Annotated in this window: 15 protein-coding genes; 9 read left to right on the plus strand and 6 right to left on the minus strand. The window is 72.0% G+C overall.

Features of this window, described 5'->3' with window-relative positions:
- The first annotated feature begins 15 nt into the window (after positions 1-15).
- Complete coding sequence (locus ACZ60Q_RS13420) at positions 16-2814, plus strand: helix-turn-helix transcriptional regulator (RefSeq protein ID WP_469632650.1); 2799 nt, start codon at positions 16-18, stop codon at positions 2812-2814.
- Positions 2815-2968: 154 nt separating this feature from the next.
- On the opposite strand, the gene ACZ60Q_RS13425 is transcribed toward ACZ60Q_RS13420, so the two are convergent.
- The 5 genes from ACZ60Q_RS13425 to ACZ60Q_RS13445 form a co-directional block, all read right to left on the minus strand.
- Complete coding sequence (locus tag ACZ60Q_RS13425; protein WP_469632652.1) at positions 2969-4225, minus strand: sugar ABC transporter permease; 1257 nt, start codon at positions 4223-4225, stop codon at positions 2969-2971.
- Positions 4222-5064 (minus strand): ATP-binding cassette domain-containing protein, encoded by an 843-nt coding sequence (locus ACZ60Q_RS13430; protein WP_469632655.1) that lies wholly within the window; start codon positions 5062-5064, stop codon positions 4222-4224. Before ACZ60Q_RS13430 ends, ACZ60Q_RS13425 begins: the two co-directional genes overlap by 4 nt.
- A 114-nt stretch (positions 5065-5178) precedes the next feature.
- Complete coding sequence (locus ACZ60Q_RS13435) at positions 5179-6258, minus strand: substrate-binding domain-containing protein (RefSeq protein ID WP_469632658.1); 1080 nt, start codon at positions 6256-6258, stop codon at positions 5179-5181.
- A 106-nt stretch (positions 6259-6364) separates the two neighbouring features.
- Positions 6365-7837 carry an FGGY family carbohydrate kinase gene (locus ACZ60Q_RS13440; RefSeq protein WP_469632660.1) on the minus strand — a complete coding sequence of 491 codons (1473 nt, stop codon included), beginning with the start codon at positions 7835-7837 and terminating at the stop codon, positions 6365-6367.
- Positions 7838-7912: 75 nt separating this feature from the next.
- Positions 7913-8968: a 2-hydroxyacid dehydrogenase gene (locus ACZ60Q_RS13445; protein ID WP_469632663.1), complete on the minus strand. Its 1056-nt coding sequence runs from the start codon at positions 8966-8968 to the stop codon at positions 7913-7915.
- Between the two features lie 231 nt (positions 8969-9199).
- On the opposite strand from ACZ60Q_RS13445, the gene ACZ60Q_RS13450 reads away from it, so the two are divergent.
- The 3 genes from ACZ60Q_RS13450 (at position 9200) to ACZ60Q_RS13460 (ending at position 12269) form a co-directional block, all read left to right on the plus strand.
- Positions 9200-9850 (plus strand): histidine phosphatase family protein, encoded by a 651-nt coding sequence (locus tag ACZ60Q_RS13450; RefSeq protein ID WP_469632666.1) that lies wholly within the window; start codon positions 9200-9202, stop codon positions 9848-9850.
- A gap of 5 nt (positions 9851-9855) precedes the next feature.
- Positions 9856-10632, plus strand: a complete 777-nt coding sequence (locus tag ACZ60Q_RS13455; protein ID WP_469632668.1) for a DeoR/GlpR family DNA-binding transcription regulator — start codon at positions 9856-9858, stop codon at positions 10630-10632.
- A 164-nt stretch (positions 10633-10796) separates the two neighbouring features.
- Entirely contained in the window at positions 10797-12269 is a 1473-nt protein-coding gene (locus ACZ60Q_RS13460) for an FGGY-family carbohydrate kinase (RefSeq protein ID WP_469632671.1), read from the plus strand.
- 115 nt (positions 12270-12384) lie between these two features.
- Here ACZ60Q_RS13460 and ACZ60Q_RS13465 read toward each other — a convergent pair whose 3' ends face one another.
- Complete coding sequence (locus tag ACZ60Q_RS13465; RefSeq protein WP_469632674.1) at positions 12385-13290, minus strand: SDR family oxidoreductase; 906 nt, start codon at positions 13288-13290, stop codon at positions 12385-12387.
- A gap of 35 nt (positions 13291-13325) precedes the next feature.
- On the opposite strand from ACZ60Q_RS13465, the gene ACZ60Q_RS13470 reads away from it, so the two are divergent.
- The 5 genes from ACZ60Q_RS13470 to ACZ60Q_RS13490 all read left to right on the plus strand — a co-directional run bounded on the left by ACZ60Q_RS13470 (position 13326) and on the right by ACZ60Q_RS13490 (position 18739).
- A complete protein-coding gene (locus ACZ60Q_RS13470) occupies positions 13326-13886 on the plus strand; it encodes a TetR/AcrR family transcriptional regulator (RefSeq protein WP_469632676.1) in 561 nt (186 codons plus the stop codon).
- Positions 13887-14067: 181 nt separating this feature from the next.
- Positions 14068-14466, plus strand: coding sequence for a hypothetical protein (locus ACZ60Q_RS13475; protein WP_469632678.1), 399 nt, complete (start codon positions 14068-14070; stop codon positions 14464-14466).
- Between the two features lie 101 nt (positions 14467-14567).
- Complete coding sequence (locus ACZ60Q_RS13480) at positions 14568-16874, plus strand: MMPL family transporter (protein ID WP_469632680.1); 2307 nt, start codon at positions 14568-14570, stop codon at positions 16872-16874.
- 4 nt (positions 16875-16878) lie between these two features.
- Entirely contained in the window at positions 16879-18063 is a 1185-nt protein-coding gene (locus tag ACZ60Q_RS13485; protein WP_469632683.1) for a sensor histidine kinase, read from the plus strand.
- 1 nt (position 18064) lies between these two features.
- Complete coding sequence (locus tag ACZ60Q_RS13490) at positions 18065-18739, plus strand: response regulator (protein ID WP_469632686.1); 675 nt, start codon at positions 18065-18067, stop codon at positions 18737-18739.
- Positions 18740-18957: the final 218 nt, after the last annotated feature.

The following is an 18957-nucleotide window of genomic DNA, read 5'->3' on the forward strand; positions in this document are numbered from 1 at the left end:
ACTCCTGGAGACCCCGTGGACGAGCACACAGGCGGCCTCGGCGCGGCCGCGGCACCGGAGCGGGGCCGGGGCGAGCCGTTCGTCGGCCGGAGCGCGGAGCTGGCACGCCTCCTTCGCGCGGTGCATCCGGCGTCGCCCGACCCGGTGGTGCTGCTGGTCGGGGACACGGGCATGGGCAGGAGCGCCCTGCTGGACCGTACGGCGCAGCGGGCCGAAGCCGGCGGCGCCCGTGTCCTGCGCGCCGAGGGCAGCGCGTCGGAATCGAGCCTGGCGTTCTCCGCCCTGCATCAATTGCTGCGGCCGGTGACGGCGGAGATCGACGGGCTGCCGGAGAAGCAGCGGGCGGCCCTGCACACCGTCTTCGGCACCGAACCCGGCACCGAACCCGGCACAGCCGGTCAGCCGACCGCACCCGGTCCCATGCTGATCGGGCTCGCCCTGCTGAGCCTGCTCTCGGCCCTGGGCGAGGCGCAGCCGGTGCTCGTGGTGCTGGATGACGCCCAGTGGTTCGACCGCGGTTCCCTGGACGCCCTGTCCTTCGCCGCCCGACGGCTTCAGGACGAACCGGTCACGATGCTGATCGGCGCCCATGGCGGCGACCGCCTCGCGGGATTCGACCGGCGGCTGCCGACGCTCACCCTGGGGCCGCTCGACGCCGCCGAGGCGAACCGGCTGCTGGACCAGCAGCCGAAGAGCCCTACCGGCCACACCCGGACGCGCATCCTCGACCAGGCGGGCGGCAACCCACTGGCCCTCGTGGAGCTGGCCAGGGCGGTCTTTGCCCCGGACACGGCCGCGAACCCGGCCTCAGCAGGTCCGCTGCCACTCACCGACCACCTGGAGCGGGTCTTCGCCGCCCGGCTGAACGGCCTCCCCGCCGCCACCGTGCGGGCCCTGCTCCTCCTGGCCGCCATGGACGGCACCGACGCCGCGATCGCTTTCCCGGCGGGGCTGCCGGACGCCGAGGACGACTCCTGGTGGCCCGTCGAACAGGCCGGACTGGTCCGCCGGACCGGCCGGGCTCTCCGGTTCTGCCACCCACTGGTCCGGTCCGCCGTCTACCACGCCGCGTCCACGAGCGCCCGGCGCGAGGCCCACCTCGCGCTCGCCGAGCTGTTGCGGCACGAACCGGACCGACGCGCCTGGCATCTGGCCGCCGCCTGCTCGGGGCCGGACGCGGCGGTGTCGGCCGAGTTGGAGCGGACCGCCGACCGGGCCCGCCGTCGTGGCGGCCACGCGGCGGCGGCCGAGGCCCTCCAGCGTGCGGCGGAACTCGCACCACGCCGCGAGGACAGTGCCCGGCTGTTCGTCGAGGCCGCCGGAGCGGCCGTCTTCACCGGGGACCTGGCCCGGGTCGAGGAACTGGCCGCCTCGGCACGGGCCCGCACGGACGACGCGTCGCTGCTCGCGTCCGCCGCCGTGCAGGCCGGCCGGCTCGCGGTGCTGACCGTGCGCCACACCGTCGTCTTCGCCCGGCTGACCGGGGCCGCCCGGGAACTGGCGGACACCCGGCCCGCGGCCGCGCTGGACCTGCTGGCCGGGGCCGCCGTGGTCCGCTTCTACTCCGGGGAGGAGACCCAGCGCCACCGCATCCAGGACCTGCTGGGCCGCCTCGCCGAGGACTCCACCTCCGGGGACCTGCGTAGCTGGGTGAAGGCCGTGTCGGACCCCCGCACCGACCGGGCCGAACTGCTCTCCCTGCTCCCGCGCTCGGTCGCCGGGGCGAACGCCGTGCCGGAGCGGCTCATCACCCTCGGGATCATGGCGTGGCTCCTGGACGAGACCCCGCTCGCCGTCCGCTGCTTCGACGAGGCCTTCGACCACTGGGAGGCGCAGGGATCCCTGCCCGCGGGGCTCGGGGGCGCGGTCGCCTGGGCCTATACGGAACGGGGGAGGTGGGACCAGGCACGTGAGGCCTCCGCCCGCACCACCGCCGTCGGCCTGGCGGCGGGCCTCGACCACGCCGTGGCCTGCGCCGCAGCCGTGGACGCCACCGTGCTCGCCCAGCAGGGGAACACCACCGCGGCCCGCGTCCGGGCCGGCGACGCGCTCGCCCTGATCGACCCGCTGGAGAGCCGTTCGGTCTCCGTCTACGCCCGCCGTGCGCTCGGGGCCGCCGCCGCCGCGGAGGGCGCGTACGCGACCGCGTACGACCAACTCCGCATGGCCTTCACGGACGACGGCGCACCCGTGCACTACCACGCCTCCTACCCGGCCCTCGCGGATCTGGCCGCCACCGCCGTGCGCTGCGGGCGGCGCGAGGAAGCGGCCGCGATCGTCGAACGCTCCGCACGCACCCTCGCGGACAACGCCTCCCCCCGTCTGCGCGCGCTGATCGACCGCGCCCGCGGCCTGCTGGCCGACCCCGAGGACGCCGAGCAGCACTTCCGGGCGGCCCTGGCCGACCCGGCCCTGGCGTACTGGCCCTTCGAACGCGCGCAGACCCTGCTCGACCTCGCCGAGTGGCTGCGCCGCCGTCGGCGCATCGCGGAGGCACGGGCACCGCTCACCGAAGCCCTGGAGATCTTCGTACGCCTCGGAGCCCGCCCGTGGATCGAACGGGCCCGGGCCGAATCGCGCGCCGCCGGCCTCGGTGTCATGGACACGGCCCCCGGCGCGCTCGCCGAACTCTCGCCGCAGCAGCGGCAGATCATCAACCTCGCCGCCCGGGGACTGACCAACCGCGAGATCGGCGAGAAGCTCTTCCTCTCCCCGCGCACGGTCGGCTCGCACCTCTACCGCAGCTTCCCCAAGCTGGGCATCACAGCCCGCTCCCAGCTCCGCGACCTCATCGAGGGCGTCCCAGCACCGTGAAGGGGTTGCGCACCGCCCCCGTCCAGCGGTGCGGCACCGCGCGTCCGGTCCGCAGTGTGTGGCCCTGGACGAGCGGCCGCTCGTACCTTCTCCCGCACGACCTCCCGGAGATGGACGGTGGAGACCACGGAGCCACCGGACACGTGCGGGTACCTCAGGCCCTGCCGTGGGAGACCCGCGAACGCCGGGCCACGGCATCCAACGACACCGCCAGCAGCAGTACCCCGCCGGTCACCATGAAGCGGTACGCGGAGTCGAGATTCAGCAGGGTGAGCCCACTGGAGATGGACTGGATCACCAGAACACCGAGCAGAGCGGCGAACGCGTTGCCCCGGCCACCGAACAGACTGGTGCCGCCGATGACGGCGGCCGCGATGGCGTTGAGGTTGACGTCACCGCCGCCGCTGCTCTGGTTGGCCGCCGCGAGCCGCGAGGCGGAGAGGATGCCGCCGACGCACGCGAGCGTCGCACACAGCACGAACGCGGTGGTGAGGACGGCCTTCACGTTCACCCCCGCACGCCGGGCGGCCTCCATGTTGCCTCCGACCGCGTACATCGACTTGCCGAACGAGGTGCGGGACAGGACGTAGTGCAGCGCAAGCACCAGGGCGAGGAAGAACACGAACATCCAGCCCACCCCTCGGTCCTGGTTGAGATACCGGACCGCCGCGCCGAGGCCGGCCAGCAGCGCCAGACTCCGTCCGGCGAGCAGACGCCGGGAGGCGGCGGTGAGCCCTGCCCGACGGCGCTCCGACGCACGGGCGGCACCGGTCGCATACAGCACCGCCGCGCCCGCGACGACCAGCGTGTACGCCAACCATGGGGGCAGGAAATGGAGTTGGGCGAAGGTCACCAGGCCCGACTCGAAGGGCAGATTGATCGAGCCTTGGGGCCCGAGTATCCACAGCTGCACTCCGAGGAAACCGAGGAGCCCGCCGAGGGTGATGACGAAGCTGGGCACCCCGATCCGGTTGTGGACCTGGGCGTAGAACCAGCCGATCAGACCCGCCAGGGCCAGCGAGACGGCGACGGCGAGCCAGGCCGGCAGCCCTCGGTCCACGAAGAGGACCGCCAGTACGGCAGCGCCGAGGCCGCTGATCGAGCCGACCGACAGATCGATCTGGCCGACGAGCAGGACACAGACGACTCCCAGGGCGATGATGCCGACCGGCACGCTCTCGAGGGCGAGGTTCGTGAGGTTCGCGCTCGACAGGAAGATGGGGTTGAGGATCTGCATCACGACCCAGATCACGACCAGCCCGGCGAGGACGGGCAGCAGGCCGAGGTCGCCGCCGCGCAGCCGAACGGACAGCGCCCGCAGGCGGTCGCGCGCACCGGTGGGCCGGGGCGTCGGCTTGAGGAGGCCGCCCGGGGAGCGCTCCGGGCCCGTGACAGCGGCCGGTTCCGTCATGTTGCTTCCCCCTTGTGCGCCGCTTCCGTTCGGTCGCCTGTGGCCCGGTCGCGGCCGGCTCGGCGGCTGACCACGTTGTCGGTGGCTCCGGTGATGGCCGCCACCAGCTCCGACGCCGTCGTCCCGGCCGCGTCGAAGACGCCGTTGTTGCGGCCGAGCCGCAGGACGGCCACGGTGTCGGCGACGGCCCGCACGTCGGCGATGCTGTGGCTGACCATGATGACGCCCAGGCCCCGCTCCCTCAGGCGCTCGATCAGGTTGAGGACTTCCGCCGTCTGCGCCACGCCCAGGGCGGCCGTCGGCTCGTCCAGGATGATCACCTCCGGGTCACCCAGGAGGGTCCGCGCGATGGCCACCGTCTGCCGCTGGCCGCCGGACAGGGCCGCGACCGGGACGCGTACCGAGGGGATCTTCGCCGACAACTCCCCGAGCAGAGCGAGGGAGCGGACCTCCATACCCACCTCGTCCAGGCGCAGCCCACGCATCTCGCGTCCCAGGAAGAGGTTTTCCACCACGTTCAGGTTCTCGCACAGGGCGAGGTCCTGGAACACGGTCGCGATGCCGAGCCGTTGCGCGGTGGCCGGGGAGGGGATCGTCACCGTCCCGGCGCCGAGACCGACGGTTCCGGCGTCCGGCCGGTACACCCCGGAGAGGACCTTGACCAAGGTGGACTTCCCCGCGCCGTTGTCGCCGACCAGAGCGACGACCTGCCCCGCGGCGACGTCGAGGTCGACATCGGTGAGTGCGGCGACGGCGCCGAAGGATTTGCTGATTCCGCGCAGCGAGAGCAGCGAGCCACCCGACGCCTCTTGAGGGGAGGGCAAGGAGTCAGCGGACATGGACCGACCTTCCGAGGCGAGCGGGCGGGCGGGAGAGTGGTGGCCCCGGCGGGGCGGGGAGGCGATCCGCCAGGGCCACCGGACGGCCGTGGGCACCACGGGCGGGCCGCTGGACTACGTGAGGCCCAGCTCGGCACAGCCGGCGGCGTACGTCGCCGTGCACACCTCAGCGGTCTTGAGCGGCTTTCCGTCGCCCACCAGAACCTCCGCGATGTTCTCCCGGGTGACCACGGTGGGGGTGAAGAGTTCCGAGGGGGTGCCGAAGAGCGTGGTGTCGCCCCGGGGCTTCTTTCCCTGGGCGAAGGCGTACGCCGCGGTGGCGGCGGCTTCCGCGACGGTCCTGATGGGCTTGGAGATGGTGTTGTACTGGTCGCCCTTGACGATCCGCTGGGCGGCGGCGAGTTCGGCGTCGTTTCCGGTCACCGGTGGCACGGTCGCCCCGGCCGCTTTGAACGCGGCGATGGAGCCGCCGCCCGTGCCGTCGTTGGCGGCCACCACTCCGGCGATCCTTCCCGGGAACTTGCTGATCTGACCGCTGACCCAGCTCTGCGCCTTCCCCGGTTCCCAGGCAGGGGTGTCGTACTCGGCGAGGAGATCGAATCCGCTGGAGTCGACCGCGCTGTGTATGCCCTTCTTGATCAGGCCGGCCGCCGCGTCGGTCGGCGATCCGTTGACCTGGAGGAGACCGCCCTCGGCCGAAGTGGCCTTGAGGTGCTCCACCAGGGACGTGCCGATCATGGAGCCGATCTTCTCGTTGTCGAAGGAGACGTAGTAGTCGGCCTCGACCGCCGGGATCGGCCGGTCGTACGCGATGACGGGGACCCCTCGTCCCTGTGCCGTACGGACGGTGCCGGCCGCCGCGGCGGAGTCCACCGGATCGATCACGATGACGTCGGCGCCCTGCGCGAGAGCGGAGTCGGCCTGCTGCTGTTGCTTCACCGCATCGCCGCCCGCGTTCTGGTAGAGGACCTCGCAACCACCGCAGAGATCCTTCACCTTGCCCTTGAAGAGGGGGGCGTCGTACAGCTCGTACCGGGTGGAGGCGATATCGGGCATCAGGAACGCGATCTTCGCGTCCTTCGGTGACCTGCCGTCCGCACTGTTCGGCGCTTTCGCCGTACAAGCGGCGACGGAGACGATCACCGCCATCACGGACAGGGCAGCGGCGAACGATCTGCCAGAGCGTTGCTTCACTGGAATCTCCTGGTCTTCAGGCGGAGAGCCCTCCTTCGCGTCAAATTAACAGCGCACGTGTTATTAGTGTCAATGGGCATGTCATAAATAACAGGGACCCGCCCGTTCAGAGACGTCCACGTAACCGCGCGCGAGCCCCCCACTCGGTCCGGGCCGTGGCCAACTCCGCCCGGTACCGCTCGTATCCGTCCTCGTACAGCGCCCGTACGTCCTCACGCGGATCGACGACCTGGTGGCGTCCCGGCGGCGCCTCGTACCCGGGGGACAGGGAGGCCCTGGCGACGGACACCACACCGAGCGCCCCGACCTGCTCCTCCAGCGGAACGCGGACGGGCCGGCCGAGGACGTCGGCGATCAGCCGCGCCCACATCACCGACCGGGTGCCGCCGCCGCACAGGGCGAGGGTGCCGCTCAGTCCCGCCGTGTCCAGGCAGTGCCGGGCCGCGTAGCCAATGGCCTCGCAGACGGCCCTCACAGCGTCCTCCCGGCCCGTCCCCAGGCTGAGCCCGTCCAGTCTGCCCTGGGCCGACGGCTCGACGAACGGGGCCCGTTCGCCCGCTTCGGACAGGAAGGGGAAGGCGTGGACGCCCCGGGCTCCGGGCGGGCTGTCGGTCAGCAGCGCGTCCACATCCGCCGTGGTCGCGCCGACGAGGGCGAGCACCCACTCCAGCGCCGCCGTTCCCACCATGGCGGGCATGGCGCGCAGCCACCGGCCGGGGGTGGGCGTGCACAGCCACATGCCGGCCGGTTCGGCGAGCGGGTCGAGATCGACACGGTCGGTCAGCACCTGGCTCGCGAGGGTCGTACCGAGGATGAGCACGCCGTCACCCACCTCGCGCACCCCGCTCCCGATCGCACAGGCAGGCAGGTCGTACGGCCCCGCCACGACCGGCAGCCCCTCGGGCAGCCTCAGGAGTCCGGCGCCGCGACCGTCCAGTGCGAGCACCGTTCCCGGAGCGGCGGGAAGAGGCAGGAGAGCCGCCCGTTCCCCGACGCCGCAGGCTGCCAGGGCCTGGGGCGCGTAGCGGCGGGTACGGGGGTCGAGGAACGGCAGCGTCGCATCGGACGCGTCGAGGCACACCCGGCCGGTGAGGCGCTGGGCGACCGCGTCGACGCAGTACCCCGCGACGGCGGCCCGGTCCAGCGAGTCCGGCTCGTGTTCCTGGAGCCAGTTCAGCAGCGGGCCGTGGCACCCGGGGAACATTCCGGAGCCCGTGTGCGCGTAAGCGGTGCCGATCGTGCCGTCCGTCATCCAGCGGGTCACCAGGGCCGAGGCCCGGGCGTCCATCCACGAGATGGCGGGCCGCACCGGGCGGCCCTCGGAGTCCCGCAGCCACAGACCGTCCCCCTGTCCGGTGAGCGCCACGGCGTCCGGCCGCCCGCCGACCGCGGCGGCTACCTCGCGCACGACGTCGCCGACACCGGCCACGACGTCGTCGAGGTCCTGCTCGACCCGCCCGCCCGGCAGCATGTCCGGATGCGAGCGCCGGCTCGCTGAGGCCAGTGCGCTGCCGGTCCCGTCGAATGCCACCGCTTTGGTGACCGATGTCCCGATGTCCACACCGATGATGGTGCTCACCCCTGGTGCCTCCTGTACGAGCCGATGCGAGCCGATGGGTTCCCGGGCGACGGGTCACTGCGACGGCGGCGGCCGTCAGAGCCGACCGGCCGCAGGGACGTCATGGTTCGCGAGGTGGGACAGCTCCTCCCCGCGCAGGAAGCGGCCGACCTCGGCGGCGGTGATGGCCGCCGCCCGGTGCGCCGTCTGCCGGGTCGCGCCCGCGAGATGGGGCGTGGTGATCACGTTCGGTACGTCGCGCAGAGCCCAGTCGGCGGGGACCGGCTCGACGTCGTACACGTCGAGGGCGAGCGCCCCGAGAGCGCCGGCGCGCAGCAGCTCCGGCAGCGGTGCGTGGTCGAGCAGGCCACCACGGGCGGAATTCACCAGGACCGCGCCGCGCGGCAGCAGCCCGAGGCGGCGGGCGTTGATCAGGTGGTGGGTCTCCTCCGTCAGGCGGGCATGCAGGCTCACCACCGAACTCCGGCTCAGGAGGGCGTCCAGCTCGACCGGTTCGACCCCGTCCGCCTCGACCGCCGCACGGTCGGCGTACGGGTCGGCCGCGAGCACATGGGCCCCGAAGGCGCGCATCACACGTGCCACGATGCGGCCGATGGCGCCGTAGCCCACGAGCCCGACCGTGGCACCGCCGAGCTCGCCGCCGCTCTCCTCGTACGCGTACAGATCGCCCCGCCAGACGCCCCGCCTGAGCTCCGCGTCCGCGGTGGTGATGCGGCGCATCGCGGCGAGCATCAGCCCCACGGCGAATTCCGCGGCGGCCGGAGCGTTGCGCCCGGGGGCGAAGCTGACCCTGACTCCGTGTCGGGTGGCCGCGGCCACGTCCACATTGACCGGCCCTCCCCGGGAGACGGCGACGAGACGCAACGCGGGCGACGCGGCGAACACCCGCTCGGTGAACGGGGCCATCTGCGTCACGCAGACCGAGGCCCCGGCCAGCGCCTCGACGAGCTCGTCCTCCGTACCGCTCGCCTCCCGGACCTCCGCGACCGGACCGAAGGGTTCGTGGGGCCAGGGGAGGGTCAGCTCCGCGAACTCCGGGAGCTCCCGGCCCGTGCGGGCCAGCTCCTGGCTCACTGCCGCGCGAATCAACGAGGGACGGACGAAGTGGTCGCCTGCGGCGAGGATGCGCATGACGTCGGATTCCTTCTGCGAGGAGAGCCGGTGGGGTTACGTGGCGAGCAGGTCGGACCGTGAGCCGGGCCGCGACGGGCCGACTCCGGGCTGTGGAATTTCTGTTAAATTTAACAGCGCTCACGTGAACCAGCAATGCGCCCCGCGCGTACGGGCGGCGGCTTCGGCAGCCGCCTCGCTAGCGGCACCGGATGCGCCTCGACCTCGCCTCGACCTCGAAGGGCCCTCTCCATGACCTCTCGTCTCCTGTTGGTACGCCACGGCGAGACCGAGTGGCACGCGGAGAACCGGTACGCCGGTGTCACCGACGTCGCCCTGACAGCCAGAGGCGTGGCCCAGGGAGCCGACCTCGGATCCTGGGCCGCCCGCAACGGCGTGAACGCGGTTGCCTGCTCCCCGCTCGGCCGGGCCCGCAGGACGGCGGGCCCCGCGGCGGCGGCGCTGGGCCTGGCGGTGGACGTCCAGGAGGGGCTGCGGGAAGTGGACTTCGGATGGGGCGAGGGCAGGACCATCGAGGAGATGGCCGAGGAGGACCCCGAAGCCGTACGACGGTTCCGCGAGGACGCCGAATCCGGCGCCTTCCCCGGCTCCGAACCCGTCGTCCTGGCCGCGGCGCGGGCGACCGGCTCCCTGCGCGACCTCGCACACCGCCACCAAGGGGGAAAGGTGCTCGTCGTCGCTCACAACACCCTGCTGCGCATCGCCCTGTGCGAACTGCTCGGACTGCCCCTCGGGCACTACCGCCGGATCTTCCCGCGACTGGACAACGGGGCCGTCACGGAGATCGAGATCCGTGGCACCAGGACGGCGCTGCGCTCGCTCAACGTACCCACCGTCGCGCCCCCCGCCCCCGCGCCCGGCCCGGGCCCTGCGGGACACTGACCCCCATGACCAAGAGATCCGCCGAAGAGCGGCGACGGCTCATCGCCGACCATGTCGTGGAGCAGGGCACGGCCACGGGCGCCGCCCTCGCCCAGCTCGCGGGCGTGAGCCTGATGACCGTCCACCGCGACCTCGACGACCTCGCGCGGCAAGGGGTGCTGCGACGCTTCCGCGGCGGCGCGTCCGCCCTGCCGTCCACGGTGTTCGAGTCGAGCCTCGACTACCGGCTCGGCGTCAATACGGCGGAGAAGAACGCCGTCGCGCGCGCCGCCGCCGCGCTGGTGGAGCCCGGAATGTCGGTGATGCTCGACGATTCCACCACGGTCCTGGTCATGGCCGGCCTGCTGGTCGACCTCGCCCCCCTCACCGTGGTCACCAACGCCCGGCGGGTGCTCGACGTCTTCACCGGGTGCGAGGGCATCCGCCTGATCGCCCTGGGCGGCGAGTACTCGCGCACCCATGACTCCTTCCTGGGCATGCCCTGCGTCGAGGCGGTCGAGGCGCTCTCCGTCGACCTCGTCGCGGTGTCCACCTCGGCCCTCGACGCCAGGACGGCCTACCACCAGGAGCAGGACGTGGTGCTGGTGAAACGGGCGATGCTCACGTCGGCGGCGACGAAGGTGATGCTCATGGACCACACCAAGCTCGCCCGGACCGCGCTGCACCGGGTGGGGCCCATCGGCGACCTGGACCATCTCGTCGTGGACGACGGGGCGGACACCGAACTGCTCGGCAAGCTCCGCGAACGGACCCGGGTGACGGTGGCGGCCGTCGCACCCTGAAGCCGCACCTCCCTCCGGAAGGCTGTTCCTCGCGCCAGGAGGCTGATCCTCCCGTCATGATGGAACGCATGTTAATTTCACACACAGGCAGCCACCGAGATGGACCGCCCACCCGATCGGTGGACACCTGAGGCCCGTCCCGTCGGGGAAGGACGCTTTCCGCCATGAGCAGTGCATCCCGTCGCGCCACTCCCCACTCCCCGGCCGTGATCGGCGTCGACGTGGCGACCGCGTCCGTCCGCGTGGTGTGCGTGGACGGGCAGGGGCGCGTACTCGCCGAGGCTCGGGGCGAACTGCCGCCCCCCGTACGGACCACCGCGGGGACGAGCGAGCAGGACGCCCGGTCATGGTGGCCCGCCGTACGGTCAGCGCTGCGCCGCACCACGGGCGCGCTGCCCCGGGGCGGCCGCGAGGTGATCGCGGTGGCCGTGTCCGCCACCTCCGGAACCATCGTGCCCACCGGCGCCGGCGGCGTCCCGCTCGGCCCGGCCCTGATGTACGACGACCGGCGGGCCGTCGACATCAACGCCGAGGCCCAGCTGGCCGGCAGCGCCCGGTGGGACGCGCTCGGCCTGTCCGTGGGGCCCACCGCGGCGCTGGGCCGAGCCGTCTGGTGCCTGCGGACGTACGGCTCAGGCCTGCGCCACGTCCTGCACACACCTGACGTCGTCGGGCGCGAGCTGACGGGCCGTCCCGTCGCCACGGACTGGAGCCACGCGCTCAAGTCCGGCTACGACGCACGTGCTTCGGAGTGGGCGCACGAGGTCTTCGACGCCTTCGACTTCCCACTCGCGCTGCTTCCCTCGGTGCGCGCCCCCGCCACGGAGGCCGGAGTCGTCGGCCCGGAGGCTGCCGAGCTCACGGGCCTGCCCGAAGGGTGCTCCGTACGCCTCGGGATGACGGACGGCTGCGCGGGCCAGATCGCCACGGGGGCGGTCGAGCCGGGCCGCTTCGTGGGCGTGCTCGGCACCACGTACGTTCTCAAGGGGGTCTCCGCCGACCTGGTCCGCGATGCGACGGGATCGGTCTACAGCCATCGGCATCCCGACGGCTGGTGGCTCCCCGGCGGGGCGTCCAACACCGGAGGGGAGTGCCTGGCCGACGTCGACCCGGCCCGCCTGTCGGCGCTGGACGCCGCCGCGGCGGCCCGGGGCCCCGCTTCGTACGTGCGCTACCCGCTGCGCCGCGACGGCGAACGCTTCCCCTTCGTCTCCGGCGCGGCGCGCGGATTCGAGCTGGGCCGCCCACGCGACGAGGCGGACGCCCACCGGGCCGCACTCGAAGGAGTCGCGTTCGTCGAACGCCTGGCCCTGGACCGGGTCGAGCGTCTGGGCGTTCCGGTGCTCGGCCCCCTGCACGCGGCCGGCGGGGGCAGCCGCAGCGCCGTGTGGACGACGATCCGGGCCACCGTCCTGGACCGCCCGATCCGGGTCGTCGAGCGCCCGGAGACGGCCTTCGGCGCCGCACTGCTCGCCGCGACCGGCACGCTTCACGAGGACCTCGCGGCGAGCGCGGCGGCCATGGTGCGCGGCGGCGCCCTCGTCGAGCCGGTTTCGGAGGAACGCCCCGCCCTGGACGATGCCCACGGCCGCTTCGTCGCGGCGCTGCGCGAGCGGGGCTGGCTCCCCGAAGACTGACGCGGCGTGACGGGCTGATCCCCCCGAGGGCTTCCTGGATCAGCCGCCGCTCGCGACCGGAGCGGTCGCGTTCACCGTCACCGCGTCGGTGGCCGCCGCCGGACATCGGGTCGGCTCACTCGACCGTTCCGGTGAAGTCGCAGGCGTGGTCGTGGGCCCACTGCGCGTAGGAGCGCCCCGGCCGGCCGAGGACCTCGGCGAGGGTGAGGTAGAGGTCCTCGGAATCGGGGTTCGCCTCGCGGGGTTCGTCGGCGACGCCCTCCACCCCGTCGTAACTGGTGAGGCCGTACAGCCAGTCGGCGTTGTCGGCGGCGAATCCGCCCTGTTCGCGGTAGAAGCTGAGCGCCTGTTCGGGCGTCACCTCGTCGAGGGCGATGTCCTCTCCGACGGCCGCGGCGATGGAGGCGACCTGGTCGCGCTTGGTGAGCGTATCGGGGCCGACGATCGTGTCGATGCGTCCGCGGCGGTCGGGATCGAGCAGATCGGCGACGATGACGTCGGCGATGTCCTGCTCGTGGATCGGGTTGCCGGTCTGGTCGGGGAACGGCTCGACCACCCGTCGGCCGGAGCGGATGGACGGCCCCCAGATCAGCAGGGCGTTGGTGGCGAACTCGCCGGGCCGGACGATCGACCAGTCGAGCCCGGACGCCCGCACCGCGCGCTCGACGGGCAGGTTGTAGGTGGTGTCGTGGCCCGCGGTCACGGCGGCGGACGATACGACCACGATGTGCTCGATCCCCGCCGCCCGCGCGCACGCGATGACCTCGACGGCCGTGTCGGGCACCGCGATGAGCACCAGTGCCCTGGCCGTCTCGAAGGCGGTGCCGAGGGTCGACGGCTCGTGGACATCGCCGGCCACCACCTCCACGGCAGGAGGCAGACCACTCCGCAGGGGCCGCCGGGACACGGCACGCACCGGCCGGCCGCTGCTCAGCAGCCCATCGACGACACGCCGCCCGAGCACACCGGTCGCACCGGTCACCACGGTAAGAGGCAATGAACTATCAAAATGAGACTTCATAGTCTCATAATGGCACTGTGCTTTATGATCTGGCAATGGAGTTGTCACCACAGAAGCAGCGCACGCGCCGAGCCATCCTCGACGCGGCGGCCGGTGAGTGGGCGCAGGATCCCGCCGCGAGCCTGGGGTGCGTCGCCGCGGCGGCCGGGGTCGGCCGGGCGACCGTCCACCGCTACTTCCCCGACCGTGAACACCTCCAGTCGGCGCTCACCAGTGACTCCTGGGTCGCCCTCCACGCGGCGATCGTGGAGGCCGCTCCCGGCTCCGGCCCAGTACGGGAAGTGATCGACCGGATCGTCAGCGCCATGGTCCACGTCGGCGACCGTGTGCTGTTCCTGTTCGCCTCGGCGGGGGAGGACCCCTCCCCCGCCGACGCCTCGATCGCGGGTGCGGTCGACGAGATCCTTGTCGCGGAGATCCAGCGAGGGCAACGGGACGGCGAGCTCGACTCCACCGTCCCGGCCCAGTGGCTCCAGCGCATGGTGTGGAGCATCGTCTACACCGGCCTCCATGCGACCGGCGACGGGCTCGTCGCACGCCACGGCGTCGATGACCTGATCCGCTGGACCCTTCGCGGTGCCATCAGCGCGCGATGAGGCGGGTGCTGGCACGTCGGGGCGGCTCGAACGGGCCCGTGGGCCAGGGCGCTTCGGCGCGAGAGGGGACTCGGGAGAACCGCTGCCACAAGCACCTTGCCATGCTGGTCGGACCTTCTGCTTTCACTTGAGAAAGCACGTGCTGTCCTGCCGTTTCTCGTGTGGAGCCCGGGGCGCCGGAGTGCTGCCGCCCTGGGCGTCGACCCGAACCAGATCTCCGCGCTACGCGACCACGACTACCCTGGGACGCACTGCAGGCCTCGACGCTGAACCGGCCGCCACCATCGAACGTCTCCAACAGGACCGCGTCGAGGTCGCGACACTGCCGAGTGGGACCGCCGCGACCGATCTGCCACTCCGGTTCGCCGAGGCGGACGACCCCGCCGAACTGCCCTTCCGCGCACTGCGCGTGAAGCACCCCGGACTGGACGACCTCTCCTCGGACGCCCCACACGGCCCGGACCAAGCCGCGCAGACCATCGGCAGAGCGATCACCGGCCTCCGCAACCCCGCCCGGGCCGACGTGATGCGCCGCCTTGGGTCCCTACTCGCACAGCCGGAGGGAAACACGACCGTCTGACCCGGCACCCGGAGCGCCCCCCGTGTCCACCGGTCGGTGGACAACAGGTTCAGTCGGCAGGACGTGTCGGGCACCGCACCCCTCCGGCCAGGATCTCGGGCATGAGACAACTACCTGTACGTATGGCCCGATGGAGCGCCCGGCACGCCGGGCGGGCGATCGCCGGCTGGTTCGCGTTCGTCGTCCTGTGCCTCGTGGCCGGCATCGCGCTGGGCACCAACGAGGCCACCACCAAGGACTTCTGGGTCGGCGAGGCGGGACGCGCCGAGGCGACGGCGACCGAGGGCGGCCTGGAACGTTCCCCCACCGAGCGGATCATGATCCGGGCCAGGTCGGGGGAGCTGGACATGGCGGCGGCAGGCGCGGCGGCCCGGGACGTGACCACGCGGATGCGGGACCTGCCCGAGGTGGAGAGCGTGGCCGCTCCCGTCCGCTCGAAGGACGGCGAGGTCCTGCTGGTCTCGGTGGTCCTGAACGGCCCCGAGCTGGAGGGGAAGAGGAACGTCGTACCGCTCCTGGAGCAGACGGCGGCGGTGGGTGCCGACCACCCGGACCTGGTGGTGGAGGAGACCGGATCCCCAGCCATCAGCAAGGGAGTCAACGACCAGCGTGGTGAGGATCTCGCGCTCTCCGAACGCATCAGCCTGCCCGTCACCGTCATCACCCTGCTGATCGTGTTCGGCTCGGTGATCATGGCGGGTGTGCCGTTGCTGCTGGCGCTCTCCTCGATCGCCGCGGCGATCGGGCTGTCCATGGTCGCTTCGCACGTCATACCGGACGCAGGGGTCGGGATGAACCTCATCCTGCTCATCGGTCTGGCGGTCGGTGTCGACTACACGCTCTTCTACCTGAAGCGCGAACGGGAGGAACGGGCGCGGGCGGGCGGACGGCTCGGCCCGGAAGCTCTGGTGGAGCTGGCGGCGGCGACAGCGGGCCGTGCCATCGTGGTCTCGGGTCTCGCCGTGATCGTCTCCACGGCCACTCTGTATCTGGCCACGGACGTCATCTTCTCCTCACTGGCGACCGGGACCATCCTCGTCGTGGCCGTCGCCGTGGCCAGTTCGCTCACTGTGCTCCCCGCGCTGCTGGTCGTCATCGGCCGCCGCGCCGACCGCCTCGCTCCCCGCCGGGCCGCCCGCCGGGCCGCGCGCGGCAAGCCGGCCCGGGCCGAGAAGCCGGAGACGGGACGGGTGTTCGCCGCTCTTCTGCGCCCGGCCCGGACCCGCCCCGCCCTGACCCTGTGCCTGTCGGTCCTCGTCATGCTCGGTCTGGCCGTGCCCGCGCTCGGCCTGAAACTGATCGACCCGGGCAAGGACACCTTCTCCCGCGATATTCCGGCCATGCGGGTGTATGACCGGCTGACCGAGAGCTTCCCCGAACTCTTCGTCACGCACGAGGTCGTCACCCGCTCCACGCCGGAGCAGGCGGCACAGGTGAAGCGGGCCCTGGAGGATCTCGGCCGACGGGCACAGGCGGACCCCCTGTTCACACAGGCCCCGAAGAACCCGAAGGACACGAAGGGGCCGACGAACCCTACGACCCCGAAGAACCCGGAGACACCCGAGACGCCAGATACATCGGATATATCGGATACGCCCGAGGTGACGGTCCGTACATCGGCCGACGGCCGGATCAACGTGCTGGAACTCTCGGTCCCCCATCCCGCGCCCTCCGCCGAGGCGATCGAGTCGCTCACCCGCCTCCGCCAGGACCACATCCCCGCGACCGTGGGCCAACTGTCCGGCGTGGAGACGGCGGTGAGCGGCGATGTCGCCCGGGGCCGCGACTACGTGAGTCACGAGAGCGCCAAGCTGCCACTGGTCCTCGGCTTCCTGCTGCTGACGACCTTCCTGATGACCGTGTGGGCTTTCCGCTCGGCGGTGATCGGCGCGATCGGCGTCGTACTGAACCTGCTCTCCGCCGGCGCCTCGCTCGGCATACTGGTCCTGGTCTTCCAAGGGACGTGGGCGGAGGGACTGCTGGCCTTCGACTCCCTCGGGGCGATCGCTTCCAGGGTTCCGCTGTTCCTCGTGGTGATCCTCTTCGGCCTGTCGATGGACTACCAGGTGTTCGTGGTCAGCCGGATCCAGGAAGCCAGGCAGAACGGCATGTCCGCCCGTGAGGCGGTGCTGGAGGGCATCAACCGGTCGGCCAAGGTGGTGACCAGCGCGGCGATCGTGATGGTGACCGTGTTCGGCGCGTTCGTGGCCCTGCACCTCACCGAGATGAAGCAGATGGGGTTCTGCCTGGCCGTGGCCGTACTCCTGGACGCCGTGGTCATCCGGCTCATGGTGCTGCCGTCGGTGCTGTTGCTCCTCGGTGAGCGTGCCTGGAGGCCGGCCCGGCACCCCGGCCGGGTCGGGCGGGCGGAGAAACCCGCCGCCGGGTCCCTGGCGGAAGTAGGCTGACGCGGTGAATCAACGGCCGCAGCCCGAAACCGTGTTGACCGTACCGTCGCTGCACCGGTGGAACGCGGTCTTCTGGGTGCTGCTGGGCATGGTTCCGCCGGCCCTCGCCGTCGCCGACGCACCCGGTTCGACGCGCTACCCGGTGCTGGGGCTGCTGGCCGTGCTCGCCCTGTCGTACGGCGCGGTGGGGCTGTTCCCCGGCAATCCCGCCCTGCGCCCCCGCTCCTACCTGTACGTGATCGTCGTGGGCCTCGGAGCCATGTCGTACCTGCTCGACGGCAGCGCGGCGCTCTTCGTGGTGACACTTCCGCACTTCTGGATCTACACCACGGGCGCGCGTTCCGCGATCGCCCTGAGCGGTCTCGCCGCGGTGGGCGTCGTGGCCGGCAACGTCGTACGACAGGGCTGGGACGGGGAGTTCTTCACCGGCAACGTGATCTTCACGCTCATCGGGTACGCGGCAGGCGTGCTCATCGGGCTGGGAGTGCGTCACGTCAGCGAGGACGCCGACGAGCGGGCCCGTCGGCTGAGCGCCGAACTGGAGGAAGCGCGGCTCCGGCTGATCGAGGCACACCACCGCCAGGGAGCGGCGGACGAGCGCGAACGTCTCGCGCGGGAGATCCACGACACGCTCGCCCAGGGATTCGCGTCCATCATCGTGCTCGCGGAGGCGGCCAGATCCGGTCTGGAGACCGACCCGGGCAGGAGCGGTAGACACCTGCTCGCGATCGAGAACACCGCGCGCGAGAACCTCGCCGAGGCGCGCGTCCTTGTCGGCTCGGCCCCGGAGAGCGGTGTCGCTGCCGGCTCGGTGTCGGACACCCTGCGACGGACCCTGCTGCGGTTCACCGAGGACACCGGGACCGACGTCACCTCCGAACTGCCGGACGTCACCTGTGACCAGCAGACCCGCATCGCTCTCCTGCGCTGCACCCAGGAGTCCCTCGCCAACATCCGGAAGCACGCGGCGGCCTCCACCGTGGAGGTGGTCCTCACCGCGCAGCCGTACGGGATCGAGCTGGAGATCACCGACGACGGCGCAGGCTTCGTGACGGAGGACTCCCACGGCTTCGGGCTGCGCGGAATGCGCCAGCGCCTGGCCGAGCTCGGCGGCGAGCTCACCGTGACCAGTTCGGTCGGTGACGGTACACGTGTCCTGGCCGTGATTCCCACCGACGGGCAGAGCTGAGATGACAGACGGGCCGACAGTGGAGAAGAAGCTCCGGATCCTGGTGGCGGACGACCACACGGTGATGCGCGCGGGGGTCGTCGCCCTGCTGGCGGACGAACCCACCATCGAGATCGTCGGCGAGGCCGAGGACGGCCGGGCGGCCGTCGTTCTCGTCGAACGGCTGGAGCCCGACGTGGTGCTGATGGATCTGCGGATGCCCGTCCTCGACGGGGCGAGCGCCACCGCGGAGATCGTCGCCGGGCCCGCACGGACCCGCGTGCTGATCCTGACCACGTACGAGACCGACGCGGAGATCGAGCGCGCCGTCGAGGCGGGCGCCATCGGCTACCTGCTGAAGGACGCCACCCGCGAGCAGTTGGTGGACGCCGTCCACTCCGCGTCCCGGGGCGAGACCGTGCTGGCTCCGCGTGTCGCCGCGCGGTTGGTGGCACGGATGCGGAGACCGACGCCGGTGACGCTGACCAGACGGGAACTCGATGTGCTGGGCGCGGTGGCGGACGGGCTGTCCAACGTGGAGATCGGCCACAGGCTGGTCATCGCGGAGGCGACCGTGAAGACGCATCTGCTGAGAGTCTTCGCCAAACTCGACGTCGGCGACCGTACGCACGCGGTGGTCACGGCACTCGAGCTAGGTCTGCTGGAAGGATCCTGGGGGCGAGCGGAAGGCGCCTGACCTCTCTCTCGCCGAACACCGGGCAAGGCGGTGAGAACCGGCCACCGGCCGTTGCGCGACACGGCTCGTAGGAGAGGATCCTGCCGAGCAACAGGCGTCGGACCCGGGTGGAACCCCTCGCACCGGTTCGTTCGCGCGATCGGAGGGCGGGCCGGTCCCCTTCGGGTGGAGGCCGACGCGAGGGCGATCGCGGTGCGGGCGGCGGAGTGGGGTGGGGG

This window comes from Streptomyces sp. NPDC104313, assembly GCF_055583985.1.

What these genes read in the sequence shown, in the direction of transcription:
- ACZ60Q_RS13425 (WP_469632652.1), bottom strand. Translation starts at nt 4,225, where the DNA reads ATGACGGAACCGGCCGCTGTCACGGGCCCGGAGCGCTCCCCGGGCGGC.
- ACZ60Q_RS13430 (WP_469632655.1), bottom strand. Translation starts at nt 5,064, where the DNA reads ATGTCCGCTGACTCCTTGCCCTCCCCTCAAGAGGCGTCGGGTGGCTCG.
- ACZ60Q_RS13445 (WP_469632663.1), bottom strand. Translation starts at nt 8,968, where the DNA reads ATGCGCATCCTCGCCGCAGGCGACCACTTCGTCCGTCCCTCGTTGATT.
- ACZ60Q_RS13450 (WP_469632666.1), top strand. Translation starts at nt 9,200, where the DNA reads ATGACCTCTCGTCTCCTGTTGGTACGCCACGGCGAGACCGAGTGGCAC.
- ACZ60Q_RS13455 (WP_469632668.1), top strand. Translation starts at nt 9,856, where the DNA reads ATGACCAAGAGATCCGCCGAAGAGCGGCGACGGCTCATCGCCGACCAT.
- ACZ60Q_RS13460 (WP_469632671.1), top strand. Translation starts at nt 10,797, where the DNA reads ATGAGCAGTGCATCCCGTCGCGCCACTCCCCACTCCCCGGCCGTGATC.
- ACZ60Q_RS13465 (WP_469632674.1), bottom strand. Translation starts at nt 13,290, where the DNA reads ATGAAGTCTCATTTTGATAGTTCATTGCCTCTTACCGTGGTGACCGGT.
- ACZ60Q_RS13470 (WP_469632676.1), top strand. Translation starts at nt 13,326, where the DNA reads ATGGAGTTGTCACCACAGAAGCAGCGCACGCGCCGAGCCATCCTCGAC.
- ACZ60Q_RS13480 (WP_469632680.1), top strand. Translation starts at nt 14,568, where the DNA reads ATGAGACAACTACCTGTACGTATGGCCCGATGGAGCGCCCGGCACGCC.
- ACZ60Q_RS13490 (WP_469632686.1), top strand. Translation starts at nt 18,065, where the DNA reads ATGACAGACGGGCCGACAGTGGAGAAGAAGCTCCGGATCCTGGTGGCG.